Raw genomic sequence first — 17,223 nt, 5'->3', positions numbered from 1 at the left:
CGAGCTAATTATCGGAATCAGTGCGATCGGCACCCGGCGCACACCACATATAATCAGTTATTCCGGCATCGCTTAATTCCAACTCTTTTTTATATATTAGCTTCCACTGTTTGAAAGCTGATTCATATACTTTGTTCGCAGCTGCCGCAGGATAGAAAGTTCTGTCGAATTTAATGAGTTTTCGGCAAGTTTCCTGAAGATCGGGATATAATCCGACGCCGTAGCCGGCAATTAAAGCTGCTCCCAAGGCTGAAGCTTCTCTTACTATTGGACGTCTAACTTCCAAGCCGGTAACATCTGCCAGAATTTGACAGCATAAGTCGCTTTGACTGGAACCGTTGGCGAATATTAAAGCCTTAGGTTGATAGCCTGTCAGTTCACTGATTTCTTCTATATGTCCTTTGCTTACCATACAGGCATTTTCCAGCAAGGAACGGTAAAAAGTGAAAATGTTGAATTTTTCGGCATCCGGTTTGAAGTTTATAAATGAACAGGCGGCATGACGCCAGTCTATAAAATTCATAATATCTGAAAAAATTGCAAACATATTATACGAACCGGCAGGTATTTCGCCGGCGCCCTGATCTAAATAAGCATAAATATTCATATCCTTTTTTTGACCAAGTTTTTCTAAGGGTAGGACGAAAGCGTTCTTGAACCATTTGATAATCAGCCCGGGTTGAAAAGCTATTGCTTCATATTGCCATAAATCAGGTTTGATGTAGCAATTCATCCTTACTCTCGCATTCGGATCTAAAACGGCTTTATCTGTGTTGAATTCATATTGCCAGAAACTTCCGCCTAAGATAACTGCATCATTGACGGAAGAAGCGCCGACACCCAAACAACCTAATTGAGCATCACCGGCGCCGACTACGATTGCAGTCTTAGGTGAGAGTTTAAGTTCCGCAGCTAAATCCTTTTTGATGGTACCTATTATACTGCCCGGTTCTTTGATTTCCGGAAGAATGGCAGAGGGGAGGTCGAATTTACTAATTATCAGGTCGTCCCATTTTCTTGTTTGCAGATTTATTAAACCTAAGGTTGAACCGTTAGTCGGTTCGATAACTAATTTACCGCTAAGTTTGTAACTCATCCAGTCATTGAACATACCGAGATGAGCAGTTTGAGCGTAAATATCAGGTTGGTGCTGCTTGATGAAAAGAAGACGGGGAATGGCAGATAAAGCGTAAGTTTGACCTGTTCTTAGGTATACCTGTTTTTGCAGAGTCGGATTGTTTTGCACCAGTTCAACTGCCGTGCGGGTGCTTCTGGCATCAATATTGGCACAGGACCAAATTTCTTTCCCGAATTTATCATATAAAACGATGCCTTCGCGCATGCAGCTTGTTGAAATTGCCAATAAATCTTCGGAATTTATCTTGGCATCGGCTAAAGCTGAGATAATACATTTCTTGCAGGATTTCCAATTTTCCGTATAATCGAAATCCATGCTGCCCGGGAAACGGGGATCAGCTTTGTGCGACCACTCTATTTGTGCCTCGGATATTTGTTCGCCGAATTCGTTAAATATGACGGCACGAATACTTCCGGTACCGGCGTCCAGAGCCATTAAATATTTCATAAAATACTCCTTTATTGTAAGAGTTCATTTCCGGTAGCTTCATCAGAAATAAGAACATCAATATATTGACCTTTAAGTACACCCTTAATTGCTTCGACTTTTTCCAAGCCGCCGGCAACACCTATAACATTGTTCAGCTTTTTTAATTCATTCAACGAAGTTGAAATCAAACGTTTATCAATAGATGAGTCGACCGTTTTTCCCTCAGCGTTAATGAAGTGACAAAGTAAATCTCCGACAGCTCCTTGGCGTCTCAGCATGGTAAAGTCATCTTTATTCAGAATGTTGGAAGAGAGGATTGTAGCTTCGTCGTTCATGCCGCCGATACCGACTACCGACAAACCTGATAATTTAATCATTTTATTTATGGTTTGAATTGAACTTTCGTTTTTTATAGCAGTTGCCATTTCTTCCGAAGATATAATTAACGGTGCCGGTATCAGATGTAATTTGGCATTGAAAACTGTTGAACGGGTATCAGGAAGATAGTAATTAACGCCGCCGGTCAAAGAAATGCATTTTAATGTGTTTTCTGTCATGCTGGCCAAGTTGTTCAGAACTTTACCCGGAGTATCACCGTAGCCGATGTTTATATAACCGTCAGACGGGAGTCTATTAAAAATATACATGGAAGCGGCGCGTGCAATAGATTCGTTTATTTCACTTTTTTTGCCGGGAGTAGGAATTATAATTACATCCTTCAAATTGAACTTTTTAATCAAATCCTGCTCCAATTCCATCCGCTTGGTGTTGTTGGGCCAAAAATTAAATTGAACAACACCGTATTTGCGTGCCTGCTCAAGAATTTTAACGACTTTAATACGCTGAAGACCAAGTCTTTCGGCAATCGCTTGTTGGGTTAATCCTTCAATATAGTAACACCAGGATACTTTGGTCATTAATATTTCTTCATAAGTCATGCTGTTATTTTCGTCCATAAATTTAACTCCTGAATGGCTGATGTAATTATTATAAGTAGGATAAAGCTTCATGTCAAATGTTTTCAATAGAAACAATTGTTATAAACTAAGAGCTTTTTATTTAAGTATAATTGTTGAAAAAGCACACTATTTTTGTGCAAATTGACTTTTGTTTGGCTTTTTGCAATTGCTGTAGTTGACAAAATGACACATGGCAGATATTATTCTAGTTAACAAATGTAATGCGGTGTAACAAAAATAACGAATAGGCGGTATGTGAAACATGGAAGCTGAAAAAAGCGACCAAATTATTTTGGAAGTCAAAGGAGTAGTTAAATCTTTCGGCAGTAACAAAGTGCTGAAGGGAATTGATCTGTCCGCTCAAAAAGGCAAAGTGTTAGCTTTGATTGGCGGCAACGGAGCAGGTAAATCTACTCTGATGAAGATAATAATGGGTTTATACAAGGCTGACTTGGGTGAAGTTAAGGTTAACGGACGAACTGTTAATATTTCTTCAGCCGGAGATTCTTTGGCAACGGGTATTTATATGGTTCCGCAGGAACCGTTGCTCTTTCCGCATATGACTATATTGGAAAATATACTTATAGGCATCAAAGGTAATCGGAAAGAATTGAATCGCCGTGTCGATGAACTTCTGCATAAATATAAGTGGTCGATTAATTTGAATTCTTTGGCGGAAGGGTTATCTGTGGCCAAACAACAGATTGTTGAATTGATGCGGGCTTTGATTCGGGACGCTAATGTGCTGATTTTAGATGAACCTACCGGAGCTTTAACTTTTGATGAAGTCGAAACGCTGTATTCGATAATCGATGAATTAAAACGTAATGGAAAAGCTATTATTTATATTACCCATCGTCTGGGAGAAATATTCCGTATTGCCGATACCATTGACATTATGCGTGACGGAGTCATTACTGTTTCCGGTAAGGTCGCCGATTTTACTGAAAAAGATCTTATAAAGGGGCTTTTGCCTGATAATCCGGAGAATAAGGTGCAGGAACAAAATCTAACTGCTTTCGGTAATAGCGAAGAAGATGCGGATAATTCGGCAGATGAAGAGATTTATCGCCAAAAGCCTGTTTTGGAACTTCAAAATTATACGGGCTACGGATTTTCGGATATCAACCTTAAAATTTATCCCGGTGAAATATTAGGCGTTGCGGGCGTTGTAGGCGCAGGTCGCACTGAACTTGCAATCGGCATATTCGGCTTGGAAAAAGCAGTTTCCGGTAAGTGCCTTTTAGAGAATAGAGATATTACGAATTTATCCACTAAAGAGATATTGTTGGCGGGAATTAATTATGTTACTGAAGATCGCAGCGTCAACGGCCTGTTCAAAATAAGATCGGTGCTTAATAACTTGTGCTCCTCTTTTCTCCTGTTGGAAAAAAAGAAGGGTGCTTTTGTAGATGAACAGGCGGAGAAGGAATTAACCGATTATTATGTCCGAAAATTCAGAATTAAAATCAGCTCGCAAGAGCAGGAAGTTGGAGACTTATCAGGCGGTAATCAACAAAAGATTATGATTGCACGTGCGTTATCGACTAAACCGAAATTGGTTATTTTGGATGAACCGACAAGAGGTATTGATGCCGGAGCACGGGCGGATATATATCGAATAATCGGGGAATTGCGCAAAGCAGGAGTAGCTGTGATGCTTATATCATCCGATATGGAAGAAATTGTTGCTTTATCGACCAGAGCGGTAGTTATTTGCCAAGGGAGAATTCTGGAAACTTTGCAGCGTACGGAAATAACTCCCGAAAAATTAATGGCTGCATCATTCGGTGTTAAGTAGAGGTTGTTTATGCTGAAAAAATCAATTGGTAAATTTGTGGAATTACGTAGTCTGGCTTGTTTAATCGGTATGTTGTTAATTGTAGGTGTTATCAACCCGGAGTTTCTAAGCATCACCAGCGTAATGAATTGCTTTAATGACAGCGTAGTTTTTACTCTGCTTTCAGTCGGAATAGCTTTCGTGATTTTTACGGGCGAAATTGATGTTTCGGTCGGAATGACTTTGGGACTTAGTGCGGCCGTTTCGAGCAGTTTGTTAAGGGACGGTTTCAGCTTGCCTGTAGCTGTTATTGCGGCTGTTGTTATAGGCTTGATTGTCGGGCTGGTTAACGGATATTTGGTGGCTTATCGTCATATAGCTTCTTTGATTTTAACGCTAGCAACAAACGGTATCGGTCGCGGCCTTATATATGTGTATACCAAAGGATCGTGGGTGGAAAATTTACCGGCCGATTTTACCGCATATTCACAGATGAAAATATTCAGTGAGTTGACAACATTTTACTTACTGGCCGTGCTGCTGGTTTTCGTGTTGGATTTGCTGGTTAAAAAAACCAAAAGAGGAAGGCAGTTCATAGCTGTCGGCGATAATTATAACGGTGCTTTGCTGGTTGGAATAAAAGCTGCCCGAATTAAACTTCTGGCATATGTTTTGTGCGGAGTATTTGCTGCTGTTGCCGGTGTTATTTATTCCTCCAGAATCGGATTTATTACCCCGTTGGCAGGCAATGCTTATGAAATGAAAGCTATTGCAGCTTGCGTAATCGGCGGCGTCAGCCTGATCGGCGGCCAAGGCAGCATCCTGGGTGCGGCTATCGGTGCGGTAATAATGTCTTCAGTTAATAGAATATTGGTCTTTATCGGATTGTCGTCCAACTTCGATAATACGATTACAGGAATTTTATTAATATCGTTGGTCGTTATAGATGCGCTTTTGCAAAAAAGAGAAGCATTCAAATTGAAACGCTATAAATTCATGTTACAAGAAAATAAGAAAGAGGGTCGCTGATGATGAATAAAGATAAGATGGGTAGATGGGAATTTGTACTGCTGGCAGTCATCTTAGCTGAGTTTGTTATATTCGGTCTAGCTAATCCCAAATTTTTAATGCCCCGAATTTTATTGGGAAGTGTCAATGATATTATCTCTATATGTATAATTTCTTTGTTTGTTACTTTAGTTATGATAACCGGAGGCATAGATATTCAAGTAGGTTCGATTGTCGGATTAACTTCTATAACTTTAGGTGTACTGTGGCAATCTTTCGGAATTAACATTTGGATTTCCTCTTTATTGGCAGTAGTTTTAGCAGCATTGTGCGGTGCTTTATCCGGATTTATTGTAGCTTATATCAAGGTACAGGCGATGATTGTCACCTTAGGCGGAGGCTTTTTATATTCGGGCTTGGCTTTGGCGATTTCCAACATATCGGGCAGCGCCAGCTACAAAGGCATCAGCGGATTTCCTGCATCTTTCCTTTCTTTCAGTAAATTCAGGCTCTTCGGGTTTATTCCCTCACAGCTGATTGTATTTATTATTCTTACGATATTACTGTACATTGTTTTGGAAAAAACTAAATACGGGCGCAAGATATTCCTGGTGGGCGTTAATGAGAACACGGCAAGATTTTGCGGTATCAATACTCGATTGGTTATTATGAGTACTTATATTCTGGCTGCTATAAGTGCAGCAATTGCCGGAATAATATTGACCTCATATATCGGCACGAGTAAGAGCGATATAGGTTCGACATTCACTTTGCCGATTATCACCTCAGTTGTGTTGGGCGGAACATTAAGCACCGGCGGTAAGGGAAGCGTCATCGGTACGGCGCTGGCTTCAGTTGTTATAGGTTTAATGCGCTTCGGCCTACCGCTGTGTTTCAAAGTTAATAATCAATATTTGGATATTCCTTTAGGATTATTGCTTTTAATTATTATAGTTGCCAGATCTTTATTTAAGGGTCAATTCAATTTTAGAAAATTAAAATTTTTTAGCACAAAAGCTAATTAATTGATTTATGGAGGTTTATATGAAAAAACTTTTATCTGTCGGTCTGAGTGTTTTACTGATGACACTTTGCATAACTGCCTGCTCTACCCCCAAGGAGAACAATAAGCCTGCAAAGCAGAAACCGGCTGAATCTTCCGCTCCGGCAGCTGCCGGTAAGCAGGACAAGGAAGCCAAAAAGGCGACTAAGGATATCAAAGGCAAGACTGTTGTTTTTGTGCCCAAGTTGACCGGTAATGCTTTCTTTGAATCGGCCAATGCGGGAGCACAAAAGTTTGCCAAAGAACAGGGATTTACCGTGGACTACCAGGGCAGTGCCAATGCCAGTGTTGCCGATCAGGTGCAGGTTATTAATAATGCTATAGCTACCGGTGCAGATGCAATTTGCGTTTCATCCGTTGACGTTACAGGATTGGATGCTGCTTTGAAAGAAGCCAAAGAAAAAGGAATTACTGTTGTTACATGGGATTCAGATGTTACACCGTCATCAAGAACTTTGATGGTTTCACAAGGAACACCTGAAATTCTCGGAAAAATGTTGGTTGAGATGGGCGCCGATTCTCTCAAGAAAAGAGGCAAAGATGCCAAGAAAAAAATAAAATATTGTTGGCACTACTCCCAAGCAACAGTTGCCGACCAGAATTCATGGCAGGTAGCCGGCGAAGAATATATCAAAAAGAACTATCCGGAATGGGAAAATGTTGCCCCGGGTAACTATTATTCAGAACAGGATGCAGAAAAAGCTGTAAGCATCGGCGCTTCAATTTTAGAAGCACATCCTGATATCGATTTGATAATTTGCAATGACTCCACCGCACTGCCGGGACAATGTAAGGCGGCACAAAATGCTAAAAAGACTAAGAAAGATATTACAATTACCGGTTTCGCTTCACCTAACTCAATTAAAGATTATTGCAAGGCTGATATAATCGAACAGTGGGGCTTGTGGGATTGCCAAGTTCAAGGCGCATTAGGATGCTATATGGCAGCATATTTAGCCGCAGGTAATGAGGTTAAATTGGGCGACAAATTAACAGTTCCGGGAATCGGTGAAATTGAAATCAAGCCGAATGACTGCTTGACACCCGGTGCAAAAACGGAAGCTAAAAACCACGGTGTGGTCTTGTTGCCGGAACGTGTTGTTTTCAACAAGAGCAATGTAGATAAGTATAATTTCTGATTTTCTGAAAAGATAATAAAACTGTAGGAGGAAAAATGGCAGATTTAGACGGAATGAAAGTAGCAAAGAATTATCACTTGAATGAGGAATTTGCGAATAATAAAGCTTTTTTTGTGAAGGGCGCCAATGCTTTGGACTGGGGTATGCAAAAACATTTAGCCAGAATATTTAATCCCAAGAGCAAGAACACTGTAATGTTCGCATTTGACCACGGGTACTTTATGGGTTCAACTTCAGGTCTGGAACGTTTGGATTTACTTATTCCGCAATTAGCGGATACTGTCGATGTATTCATGGGCACAAGAGGTGCTTTACGCTCCTGTGTTTCACCGAGCTTCAACAACGCAATTGCTTTAAGGGTAAGTTCCGGTTCATCCATTCTCAATGATGATTTATCGCATGAAGTGGTAGCGGTTGATATTGAAGATTCTATCCGTATGAACGCCGATTGCTTGGCTGTACAAACTTTTATCGGAGCTGACGGACAATTGAGCAGCTTGGATAATTTATCCAAATGCGTCAACTTGGGTTATCGCTATTCCGTCCCGGTTATGGGTGTTGTAGCGGTAGGTAAGCAAATGGAAAGAACATCAAGATTCTTCAAATTGGCTACTCGTATGTTGGCTGAATTAGGCGCTAACATCATTAAAACTTATTACTGTGAAAACTTTGAAGAAGTTGTTGCCGCTTGCCCGGTGCCGATCGTCGTCGCCGGCGGCAAAAAGTTAGCTGAAAAAGATGCTTTGGATTTGGCCTATAGGGCAATTTCTGAAGGTGCACACGGTTTGGACATGGGCAGAAATATTTTCCAAAGTGAAAAACCGCATGCTATGGCTAAGGCAATCAGCTTAATCGTGCACGAGGGCTATAATGCCGCTCAAGCCTACGATTACTATCTTAACAACTGATAACTTCGTTTAATTATTACTCCCCTGAAAGGGCAGACGAGTGTAGCTTGTCTGCCCTTTTGTTATTTTAAAGGGCTGCTGTCGGTGGATGAACGACGGGAAAGCGTGAGTGTAAGCTGTCTTTTGGTTGTTGAGATCTTTTCACCGTTTATTTGCCTAAGCAGCATATCTACCGCAATACTCGCCATATTGGCTACATCTTGTTTAACGCTGGTGATTCCTGTGCCGCATATGTCGGCAATCATACAATCGTCAAAGCCGGCAAGTTTTACTTGCTCGGGAACTTTTATACCGTATTCTCTTAAAGCCAGGTATGCACCTGCTGCTAATGTGTCGGTTGTGGCGATAATGCCGTCAAAAGATAATTTTTTTTGGATGATTGATGTAATAGAGGCTTTACCCGCATATATTGAAACATTTTCGGTATTTTGAATATACTCTATTCTTTCCTGCATTCCGTGTTCTTTCAACGCTCGTAAATATCCGTTGTATCTTAATCTTTGGTTTATATCTTTTATTTTAGACATGAGAAAAATTATATTTTTACAGCCTGCACGTAAAATTTCGTTTGCGACTATATAACCGCCATATTCGTTATCCGATTCTATTATTACTGCATCATCGTCATCTCCAAGGTGAGGACGATCAACATAAACTACCGGATATTTACGTAACGCGGCGTGATATCTGTTGCCGGAAATTAGTATTACTCCGGCTACGTTTTGAGCTTTCAGTGTCTTAACATGTTTCTGCTCCAGTATTTCCGATTCGTTAGTATTGCAGATTATGGTGGAATATCCGCTATAAAAAAGAGCCATTTGCATTTGCAGAATCAATGCAGAGAAGTGAGGATTGGTAATATCAGGCACAATTATTCCTATATTGCATTTTTGCGCTTTCCAGATATTAGAAGGGGAGCTGTCAATACTGTAATTGTATTCTTTAATTATTTGATTGACTCTTTCTTCGGTAGCTTGAGAAAAACGTCCGTTTTGATTGATTATACGTGAAACTGTGGCGATGGATACGCCTGCAAGTTTAGCAATTTCCTTCATGTTTATGTTTTTAGTCATTTTTCACCTCGATAGGAATAATTGTAATACGATATTGCGCAAAATAAAAATGACATTTTGCATAATTTACTCTTAAGTTTACTCAATATTATATAGAAATGTGCATAAATTCTTTGACATTATAATGAGTGAGAAATATGCTAAGGAAAAACAAGAGTAAATGTTTACTCTAATTTACTCAAGATTGCGGAGGCGATTTATGAAACGGTTAAAAAGAATGTTTTTAGTATTATTTGCAGCAACACTTGCAACATCATTAGTTGCCTGTAGTTTGAAAAAAGATTCCGGAAAATCCAAGGAAAAGACCGGTGCTACCACTACTGCTGCTGTTATGCAGGGCGCAGAAAAGTATGCTGTTGTTTTGAAAACTCAGTCAAGTCAATTCTGGCAGGATATGAAATCCGGTATTGAGACAAAAGCTAAAGAGTTAGGTGTTACTGTTGATATTCAATCAGGAAATACAGAGGATGATGTAGAAGGACAAGTCCAAGTTTTGGAAAATTTTATCAGTACGGGAAAATATAAAGCTATAGGTGTGGCCCCTATATCAGATGTGAACTTAAATAATGCCATAGCGGAAGGCTGTAAAAAAGGAATTATATTTGTGGATGTTGATGAGAAAATCGATACAAAAGCGTTGAGTGCATTGGGCGGCTCGTTGTATTCATACGTTGCTACAGATAACAAAGAAGTTGGAAAAACAGGTGCTCAGGAACTTTTGAAGCAAGTGGGTAAAAATGAAATAGAAGTTGCAATTGTTGAAGGTAAGGCAGGAGCATTATCCGGAGAGCAGCGGAGAGACGGAGCTAAAGCAGCTTTTGAAAAAGCAGGTGCTAAAATTGTTGACAGTCAACCGGCTGATTGGGATAGGACCAAAGCTATGGACGTTGCAACTAATATTATAAGTGCACATCCAAATGTGAAAGCTATTTACTGCTGCAACGATACAATGGCTATGGGTGTTGTTGAAGCTGTGAAAAAGTCCGGTAAAGACATTAAAGTATGTGGAACAGATGGTAACGATGACGCTATAAAAGCAGTAGCGGACGGTATATTAGCGGCAACTGTTGCACAAAATCCTAAAGAAGTCGGCGCAAGAGCCTTGGAAGAAATGATTGCAGCTGTTAAAAAAGGAATTACAGCGAATAAAGAAATCCAACAAATCGGTATTAAAGCGGTTTTGATTACTAAAGATAATGCTAAGAAATTTCTTAAATAAGAATTGATTAAACACTTACTGCGGGCGGTATAACCCGCCTGCAGTATTTTGAATCTCGGTACATTTATGTAAGGAGAAGAGTCGTGGAAACTGTTGTTTCAATGCAGGACATAACAAAAACTTTTCGCGGAGTTACCGCTTTAAATAGAATAAATTTTGAAGTTAAAGCCGGCGAAGTTCATGTTTTATTAGGAGAAAACGGTGCAGGTAAGTCAACTTTGATGAAAGTTTTAAGTGGCGTATATCAACCTGACAGCGGAACCATAGAATTGAATGGAAAAGTTTATAAAAGACTTACACCTCATATTTCAGCAATGGGAGGGATAAGCATAATTTATCAGGAATTGAGTGTAGTTAATTGGCTGGATATTAGAGAAAATATTTTTATGGGGCGTTTACCGCTACATAAAATAGGTCTAATCAGCGATATTGATTATGAAAAACTTAATCATGAAACAAGTGCTCTGCTTGAACAGGTTAATTTACAAGCATACAAACCGACAACACTTTTGGGAGAATTGGGTATAGGCGAAAAACAAATGGTTGAAATTGCCAAAGCAGTATCATTCAATGCCAAGGTAATTGTTATGGATGAGCCTACGTCATCGTTAACGGAAGAAGAGGTAAAAAAACTGTTTGCAATTATTCGGAAACTGAAAAAAGAAGGCAAAGGAATCGTTTTTATTTCACATAAGCTTTCAGAAATAAAAGAAATAGGTGATCGAATTACGATTTTGAAAGACGGCAATTATGTCGGTACATATCCCGTAAAAGACTTATCAACAGATGATATGACAAGATTGATGGTCGGTAGAGATATAAAGAAAAATTATCAGAATGCAGAGGCAGTTTTCGGAGAAACAATTTTTGAAGTTAGATCTTTGACAAGAAAAGATAAAAAAGTAAATAACGTGTCGTTCAGACTGAGAAAAAGAGAAATATTGGGATTCTCCGGCTTGGTCGGAGCCGGCAGAAGTGAATTGATGGATGCGGTGTTCGGAGCAGCTCCGATTGTCAGCGGTGAAGTTATTTTATATGGTAAAAAATTGACTATAAAAAATCCTTATACAGCATTAAAGCAGGGCATAGGTATGCTTACAGAAAATCGAAGAGAAACCGGATTTTTCGGCAATTTCAGCAATAGAAAAAATATTTCTATAGCTAATCAGCTTAAATTATCTAAAGCTGACGGGATCTGGGGCAAAACTGATGACCGGCGTGAAAATTTAATGGCTGAAGAAGAAAGAAAAACGTTACAAATTAAATGGGCTGATGCAGAACAGCTAACTGCCAATCTTTCAGGCGGCAACCAACAAAAGGTAATTATCGGCAAATGGATTGCAGCAGGAATGAAAGTGCTTATTTTTGATGAACCGACTAAGGGAATCGATGTCGGAACTAAGAGTGAAATTTATAAATTGTTGCGAAAATTGGCGGATGAAGGTATAGGAATAATTGTTGTTTCCAGTGAAATGCCTGAATTATTAGGACTGTGCGATCGAATAATTGTGATGCGGGGCGGGGAGATAACTGAAGAATTTCCTATAAATGAAGCTTCAGAAGAAAAATTGGTAAAAGCAGCTACAAAAGAAATAATATAGGAGAAAAATATGAGCAGCGAAAGCGTGAACAAAAAGAAGAAAAAAGGTTTTGGAGAATTTTGGGATAGGTACAGTACTATTTCAATATTAATTATTATGACTCTGGTTTTCGGCATTATGCGTTTCAGCAGTTTCTTTACAGGTAGTAATATGCTGAAAATTTTAGAGCAAAGTTCCATTACGATTTTACTCGGCTTAGGAGAATTTTTTGCCATCTTGTTAGGCGGTATTGATCTTAGTGTCAGTTCTATTATGGCCTTGTCGGGTGCTGTTTGTGCTAAGCTTATGTCGGATTTCGGAATGCATCCGTTAGCGGCAATTATCATAGGTATAGTAGTTTTAGGTGTGTTTGTGGGATTGGTTAACGGACTTTTGGTAACAACTACAGGGTTGCCGCCGTTTATTATAACTTTAGGTACACAAGCTATTTTAAGAAGTATAGTTTATATAATTACAAGCGCAAGGGCAGTATCAAATTTGCCTATAACATTCAGCAGAACTGTAGGTGGAAGTGTAGGCTTTATTTCCGCTCCGGTATTGATTGCACTCATAACCGCCATAGTATTGACGTATTTTACTAAGAAAACGCAATGCGGCAGAAATTTATATGCAATCGGCGGAAATCCTCAAGCTGCCTGGTATGCGGGCATTACGGTAAGTAAACATACAGTTATTGCTTTTATAATTTCCGGTTTATGTGCATCAATGGCAGGAATGGTCAATATTGCCAGATTAGCTGCTGCTGAACCTAATGCCGGGACCGGTTATGAAACATTCGCAATAGAGGCTGTAATAATCGGCGGAGCATCATTTTTCGGAGGTGTAGGTAAAATTCCTAAAGTTGTGATCGGCGGATTAATTATCGGTGTAATTAATAACGGCTTAAATATGTGCGGTGTTTCAAGTTATTATCAACAATTGGCAATGGGATGTCTGTTAATAATAGCTGTTACTCTTGACAGATTTTTCGGCGCAAGTCGTAAAAATTAGTTTATTATCGGAAAGGAAAAATTATTATGAAACCATTTTTCAAAATAAGTTTAATGTGTATGGATTTTTTAAATATTGCCGCTCAAATAGAGGTATTAAATGAAGAGTTTGACGGTTATCATATGGACATTATGGATGGCCACTTTTGTAAAAATATAACATTAAGCCCGGATATAGTGAAAGCAATAGGAGCTATTGCTAAAAAGCCTATGGATATACATCTTATGACAACTACGCCCAATGATTGGATCGATTCCTGCGCTGCTGCCGGCGCACAAATTATCAGTCCGCACGCTGAAACTATAAATAGTGATGCATTCAGAATAATAAATAAAATTAAAGGAAAAGGATGTAAAGCGGGAGTTACGTTGAATCCTGCAACCCCGTTAACATATTGTCGAGAATATCTCGGTAAAATAGATTACTTGACAATAATGACTGTAGATGTAGGATTTGCAGGTCAACCTTTTATTCCGGAAATGTTGGATAAAATAAGAGAAGCAAAAAAATTTAGAGAAATGAATAACCTGAATTTTAAGATAATGATTGACGGTTCATGTAATAAAAACACGTTCGGGAAATTACATCTTGCCGGAGCGGACGGCTATGTTTTGGGAAGTTCAGGTTTATTTTCCTTAGACCCGGATTTAAGAAAAGCATGTAAAAAAGCAAAGGAAATATTTATGGAGGAAACGGGTGTAAAATTATAAATATGGAGGAAGAATCAGTGACACAAAATGTTGTATTGGGAATGGACGTAGGCGGAACGAATTGCAGGATAGGATTAATCACCGAAGATTTGCAGGTCCTTGAATTTGAGATATTTCCTACAGAAAAAGTTTTTAGTAAAGATTTAAATGCATCTATAAATATAAGCAACTTTATTAAAGCTTATCTTCTGAGAAATTTAAAGGACATGAATTTACTTGCTGTTTCCATAGGATTTCCTTCTACTATAAGTCGTGATAAAAAAACAGTTATTCAGACGCCGAATATCAAAAATATAAGTGATAATTTCGACGCAGTAGACTTGTTGGAAAGAGAATTGAATTGTACAGTGTACGTAAATAAAGATACTAATAATTTGCTTTTGTACGATATGAACGAACTTGATATTAATGATTATCAAGATGTTTGCGGTATCTATTTCGGCACAGGTGTAGGCAATGCTGTGATGATAAACGGAAAAATACTGACGGGACATAACGGTGTAGCTTCGGAATTGGGTCATTTACCTGTATATGGCAACCGTAATAAATGCACTTGCGGAAATATCGGTTGCTTGGAAACGGTAATTTCCGGTTTAGCATTGGTACAGTTGAGAAATGCAAATTTTCCGCAAACCGAGTTAAATGAAATTTTCTTGAAAAAGAGTAACACGCCGGAAGTATGCAATTTCATTAAAGGAATGGCACAAACAGTTGCGTTACAGGCAAATATTTTTGATCCGGAATGCATTATTCTCGGCGGCGGATTGCTTATGGACGGATATTTTCCTTTTTCAGACTTTGAAAGAGAAATTCATGCTTCTACAAGAAAGCCTTATCCTGAAAAAAATATGCTGCTTAAGTATTCGCATCCGACTCAAATTAACGGTGTTATCGGCGCAGGAATATATGCTTATAAACGATTAAAAGATGTAAATTATAGATAATATGAGAGGTGACTTATGAAAATAGTTATTGGCAGTGATCATGTCGGTTATGATTACAAAGAAGAAATTAAAGAGTATTTAGCGGATAAAAACATTCAAGTTGTAGATGTCGGGACTTTCGGTAAAGAGCGTTGTGATTATCCGGTGAGCGGTTATAAAGCGGCAAAGAAAATTGTTGAAGGTGAAGCTGATGCCGGTATTCTGATTTGCGGAACAGGGGTAGGAATTTCATTAGCAGCTAACAAAGTTAAGGGTATTAGAGCTTGTGTTTGCAGTGAACCATATACAGCTCAATTGTCGAAAAAACATAATAATACAAATGTTTTAGCATTTGGAGCCAGAGTCGTGGGAATAGAATTAGCAAAAATGATTATAGATGCTTGGTTGGAAGCCGAGTACGAAGGCGGCCGTCACGCCAAAAGAGTTCAAATGTTAAGTGAAATTGAAAATTCGGGAACATTGACGGAACTTTAATATTTTGACAGAGTGTTTCTCTCCTTGGAGGCGGAGCTTTTAGGAGCTCCGCCTTTTTCTACCTTAAAAATCAGGCGAGTATAGTCATTTCTTGTTGAAAAGTTCTGAGCAGGTCTAAGCTCCCTCGTGTATATTATTAAAGACAGTGGAGCAAAATTATCCTGAATTAATAGTCAATTCTCAGCCGGAAGATTTCTGTATTAGTTAAAAAAGGAAACCGAATTTAATACTGCAAGAAAAAGCAGATTTCCGTTAAAATAAATAAAGACAAAATATTTAGATAGGAAATCTACTATATGTTATTTTACACGGAAATTTATCAAACTGCCAGTGTAATGCCGGAAAAAGATTTAGTTAATTTACGCAAAAAAGAAGTCGTAAAATTACGCTTGGAAAGCCTGAAATTCCGGAACGAATACGGTTTAAGAGCGGCAATAGCACATGTCAACGACAAGACAAATAGACGATTATTTAGCGTTTTATAACAACTAACGATCTCATTTTGCTCTACCCCTTCCGAGGATGTGCTAGAATATTTTAAACGGATTTCCTAAATCCGGAATGTATTAAATTAATACAACTTATTTGAATGGATGCTGATGATGTTTTAGTTTATATTAGTTTTCCAATAGCATATTAATGTAAAATTATACAAAAATAAAAATACTAAATTTCGTCCCAATTCTTAAAATGTTGTCCCAGATGTGATAAAATGTAAATATAAAAATTGGGCATGCAAGGTGACAAAAAATGAAAAAAGCAAATATCATTAATTTAATAAAATACTATGCTGAAAGTAATGACTCGGGGTTTAGAAATGAAGCTTATCAAATTGCAAACGAATTTGATAAATTGGGAGATTATCAATTGTCGGAATACATAATGGCACTTCTTTCTAATGCAAATACTTTTGTTCCGCAAATAAACGAAGCCGATTTAAAATTTGTTAGAAAAGTAGAAGTAAATGGAGGAGAACCATTGCCATTACCTGAGGAAATAAAATCGGATGTTTTAGGCATAGTAAATGCAACTGAGCACGGAATAGGCGTAAATAAATTTTTATTTCAAGGAGCACCAGGTACTGGCAAAACAGAAACGGTAAAACATATAGCACGAATATTGGAAAGAGAGCTTTTTATAGTAGATTTTGCTCTTTTAATAGATAGTAAATTAGGTCAAACGGGGAAAAATATTGCACAACTATTTGATGAAATCAATAATTTGCTTATTCCTGAGAAAGCTGTTGTACTATTTGATGAAATTGATGCTTTAGCACTGGATAGAACAGACTCAAAAGACCTAAGAGAAATGGGAAGAGCTACAACTTCAGTATTAAAAGGCTTAGAAAGTTTAAATGATAAAATTTTGTTGATAGCAACAACTAACTTATATAATCACTTTGATAAAGCTCTAGTACGAAGATTTGATTCTGTTATAGACTTCAATAGATATTCAAGAGAAGAATTGGTTGATATATCAGAAGTAATATTAAAATACTATTTATCGAAATTCAAAAATGCTACGAGAAATATACGCTTGTTCAGAAAAATTATTTCTTTGATGCAAGTCATACCATATCCTGGAGATATAAAGAATATTATTAAGACATCGTTAGCATTTAGTAATCCGAATGATGAGTTTGACTATCTAAGAAGGTTATATGCATTTGCTTCTAGTGATGAAGATAGGAATTTGAAAAAACTTCAAAATCAAGGATTTACTGTTAGAGAAATAGAAATTTTGACAGGTGTTTCGAAAAGTCAAGTATCAAGAGAATTAAAGGAGTAA

General features: G+C 38.2%; 16 protein-coding genes. 13 read left to right on the top strand and 3 right to left on the bottom strand.

Annotated features, from left to right (window positions below; all coding sequences use genetic code 11):
• Window positions 1-4 precede the first annotated feature (4 nt).
• Together lsrK and PYS60_RS05730 are read right to left on the bottom strand one after the other, a co-directional pair.
• Window positions 5-1,585, bottom strand: coding sequence for an autoinducer-2 kinase (lsrK, locus tag PYS60_RS05735; RefSeq protein WP_315568382.1), 1,581 nt, complete (start codon window positions 1,583-1,585; stop codon window positions 5-7).
• A gap of 11 nt (window positions 1,586-1,596) precedes the next feature.
• Window positions 1,597-2,523 carry a sugar-binding transcriptional regulator gene (locus PYS60_RS05730; protein WP_315568380.1) on the bottom strand — a complete coding sequence of 309 codons (927 nt, stop codon included), beginning with the start codon at window positions 2,521-2,523 and terminating at the stop codon, window positions 1,597-1,599.
• Window positions 2,524-2,788: 265 nt separating this feature from the next.
• On the opposite strand from PYS60_RS05730, the gene PYS60_RS05725 reads away from it, so the two are divergent.
• The 5 genes from PYS60_RS05725 to lsrF are packed head-to-tail and all read left to right on the top strand — an operon-like array spanning window position 2,789 to window position 8,424.
• A complete protein-coding gene (locus tag PYS60_RS05725; protein ID WP_315568378.1) occupies window positions 2,789-4,327 on the top strand; it encodes a sugar ABC transporter ATP-binding protein in 1,539 nt (512 codons plus the stop codon).
• A gap of 9 nt (window positions 4,328-4,336) precedes the next feature.
• Entirely contained in the window at window positions 4,337-5,335 is a 999-nt protein-coding gene (locus tag PYS60_RS05720) for an ABC transporter permease (RefSeq protein ID WP_315568377.1), read from the top strand.
• Complete coding sequence (locus tag PYS60_RS05715) at window positions 5,335-6,339, top strand: ABC transporter permease (RefSeq protein ID WP_315568375.1); 1,005 nt, start codon at window positions 5,335-5,337, stop codon at window positions 6,337-6,339. Before PYS60_RS05720 ends, PYS60_RS05715 begins: the two co-directional genes overlap by 1 nt.
• A 19-nt stretch (window positions 6,340-6,358) precedes the next feature.
• On the top strand, window positions 6,359-7,516 hold the full coding sequence (locus tag PYS60_RS05710) for a substrate-binding domain-containing protein (RefSeq protein ID WP_315568374.1): 1,158 nt from the start codon (window positions 6,359-6,361) through the stop codon (window positions 7,514-7,516).
• A gap of 35 nt (window positions 7,517-7,551) precedes the next feature.
• Entirely contained in the window at window positions 7,552-8,424 is an 873-nt protein-coding gene (lsrF, locus tag PYS60_RS05705; protein ID WP_315568372.1) for a 3-hydroxy-5-phosphonooxypentane-2,4-dione thiolase, read from the top strand.
• 62 nt (window positions 8,425-8,486) lie between these two features.
• Here the strand turns inward: lsrF and PYS60_RS05700 are convergent, their stop codons facing one another.
• Window positions 8,487-9,479, bottom strand: a complete 993-nt coding sequence (locus PYS60_RS05700) for a LacI family DNA-binding transcriptional regulator (protein ID WP_315568371.1) — start codon at window positions 9,477-9,479, stop codon at window positions 8,487-8,489.
• Between the two features lie 217 nt (window positions 9,480-9,696).
• Between PYS60_RS05700 and alsB the strand changes: the two genes are divergently transcribed.
• The 8 genes from alsB (at window position 9,697) to PYS60_RS05660 (ending at window position 17,223) form a co-directional block, all read left to right on the top strand.
• A complete protein-coding gene (alsB, locus tag PYS60_RS05695) occupies window positions 9,697-10,716 on the top strand; it encodes a D-allose transporter substrate-binding protein (protein WP_315568369.1) in 1,020 nt (339 codons plus the stop codon).
• 83 nt (window positions 10,717-10,799) lie between these two features.
• A complete protein-coding gene (locus PYS60_RS05690; RefSeq protein ID WP_315568367.1) occupies window positions 10,800-12,317 on the top strand; it encodes a sugar ABC transporter ATP-binding protein in 1,518 nt (505 codons plus the stop codon).
• Between the two features lie 9 nt (window positions 12,318-12,326).
• Window positions 12,327-13,307 (top strand): D-allose ABC transporter permease, encoded by a 981-nt coding sequence (alsC, locus tag PYS60_RS05685; protein ID WP_315568365.1) that lies wholly within the window; start codon window positions 12,327-12,329, stop codon window positions 13,305-13,307.
• A 26-nt stretch (window positions 13,308-13,333) separates the two neighbouring features.
• Complete coding sequence (gene alsE, locus PYS60_RS05680) at window positions 13,334-14,017, top strand: D-allulose 6-phosphate 3-epimerase (protein WP_315568364.1); 684 nt, start codon at window positions 13,334-13,336, stop codon at window positions 14,015-14,017.
• A 17-nt stretch (window positions 14,018-14,034) separates the two neighbouring features.
• Complete coding sequence (gene alsK / locus PYS60_RS05675; RefSeq protein ID WP_315568362.1) at window positions 14,035-14,961, top strand: allose kinase; 927 nt, start codon at window positions 14,035-14,037, stop codon at window positions 14,959-14,961.
• A gap of 15 nt (window positions 14,962-14,976) precedes the next feature.
• Window positions 14,977-15,435, top strand: a complete 459-nt coding sequence (gene rpiB / locus PYS60_RS05670; RefSeq protein ID WP_315568360.1) for a ribose 5-phosphate isomerase B — start codon at window positions 14,977-14,979, stop codon at window positions 15,433-15,435.
• Between the two features lie 296 nt (window positions 15,436-15,731).
• On the top strand, window positions 15,732-15,920 hold the full coding sequence (locus PYS60_RS05665) for a hypothetical protein (protein WP_315568358.1): 189 nt from the start codon (window positions 15,732-15,734) through the stop codon (window positions 15,918-15,920).
• Window positions 15,921-16,185: 265 nt separating this feature from the next.
• Entirely contained in the window at window positions 16,186-17,223 is a 1,038-nt protein-coding gene (locus PYS60_RS05660; RefSeq protein ID WP_315568356.1) for an ATP-binding protein, read from the top strand.

Source organism: Amygdalobacter indicium, assembly GCF_029101545.1.
In the GTDB taxonomy this organism is placed as follows: domain Bacteria; phylum Bacillota; class Clostridia; order Saccharofermentanales; family Fastidiosipilaceae; genus Amygdalobacter; species Amygdalobacter indicium.
The sequence above is the reverse complement of the archived record's forward strand: the minus strand, read 5'-3'. Positions and strand labels throughout refer to the sequence as shown.

Coding starts and splice junctions, on each gene's coding strand:
- lsrK (WP_315568382.1), bottom strand. CDS start 1,585: ATGAAATATTTAATGGCTCTGGACGCCGGTACCGGAAGTATTCGTGCC.
- PYS60_RS05730 (WP_315568380.1), bottom strand. CDS start 2,523: ATGGACGAAAATAACAGCATGACTTATGAAGAAATATTAATGACCAAA.
- PYS60_RS05725 (WP_315568378.1), top strand. CDS start 2,789: ATGGAAGCTGAAAAAAGCGACCAAATTATTTTGGAAGTCAAAGGAGTA.
- PYS60_RS05720 (WP_315568377.1), top strand. CDS start 4,337: ATGCTGAAAAAATCAATTGGTAAATTTGTGGAATTACGTAGTCTGGCT.
- PYS60_RS05715 (WP_315568375.1), top strand. CDS start 5,335: ATGATGAATAAAGATAAGATGGGTAGATGGGAATTTGTACTGCTGGCA.
- PYS60_RS05710 (WP_315568374.1), top strand. CDS start 6,359: ATGAAAAAACTTTTATCTGTCGGTCTGAGTGTTTTACTGATGACACTT.
- lsrF (WP_315568372.1), top strand. CDS start 7,552: ATGGCAGATTTAGACGGAATGAAAGTAGCAAAGAATTATCACTTGAAT.
- PYS60_RS05700 (WP_315568371.1), bottom strand. CDS start 9,479: ATGAAGGAAATTGCTAAACTTGCAGGCGTATCCATCGCCACAGTTTCA.
- alsB (WP_315568369.1), top strand. CDS start 9,697: ATGAAACGGTTAAAAAGAATGTTTTTAGTATTATTTGCAGCAACACTT.
- alsC (WP_315568365.1), top strand. CDS start 12,327: ATGAGCAGCGAAAGCGTGAACAAAAAGAAGAAAAAAGGTTTTGGAGAA.
- alsE (WP_315568364.1), top strand. CDS start 13,334: ATGAAACCATTTTTCAAAATAAGTTTAATGTGTATGGATTTTTTAAAT.
- rpiB (WP_315568360.1), top strand. CDS start 14,977: ATGAAAATAGTTATTGGCAGTGATCATGTCGGTTATGATTACAAAGAA.
- PYS60_RS05665 (WP_315568358.1), top strand. CDS start 15,732: ATGTTATTTTACACGGAAATTTATCAAACTGCCAGTGTAATGCCGGAA.
- PYS60_RS05660 (WP_315568356.1), top strand. CDS start 16,186: ATGAAAAAAGCAAATATCATTAATTTAATAAAATACTATGCTGAAAGT.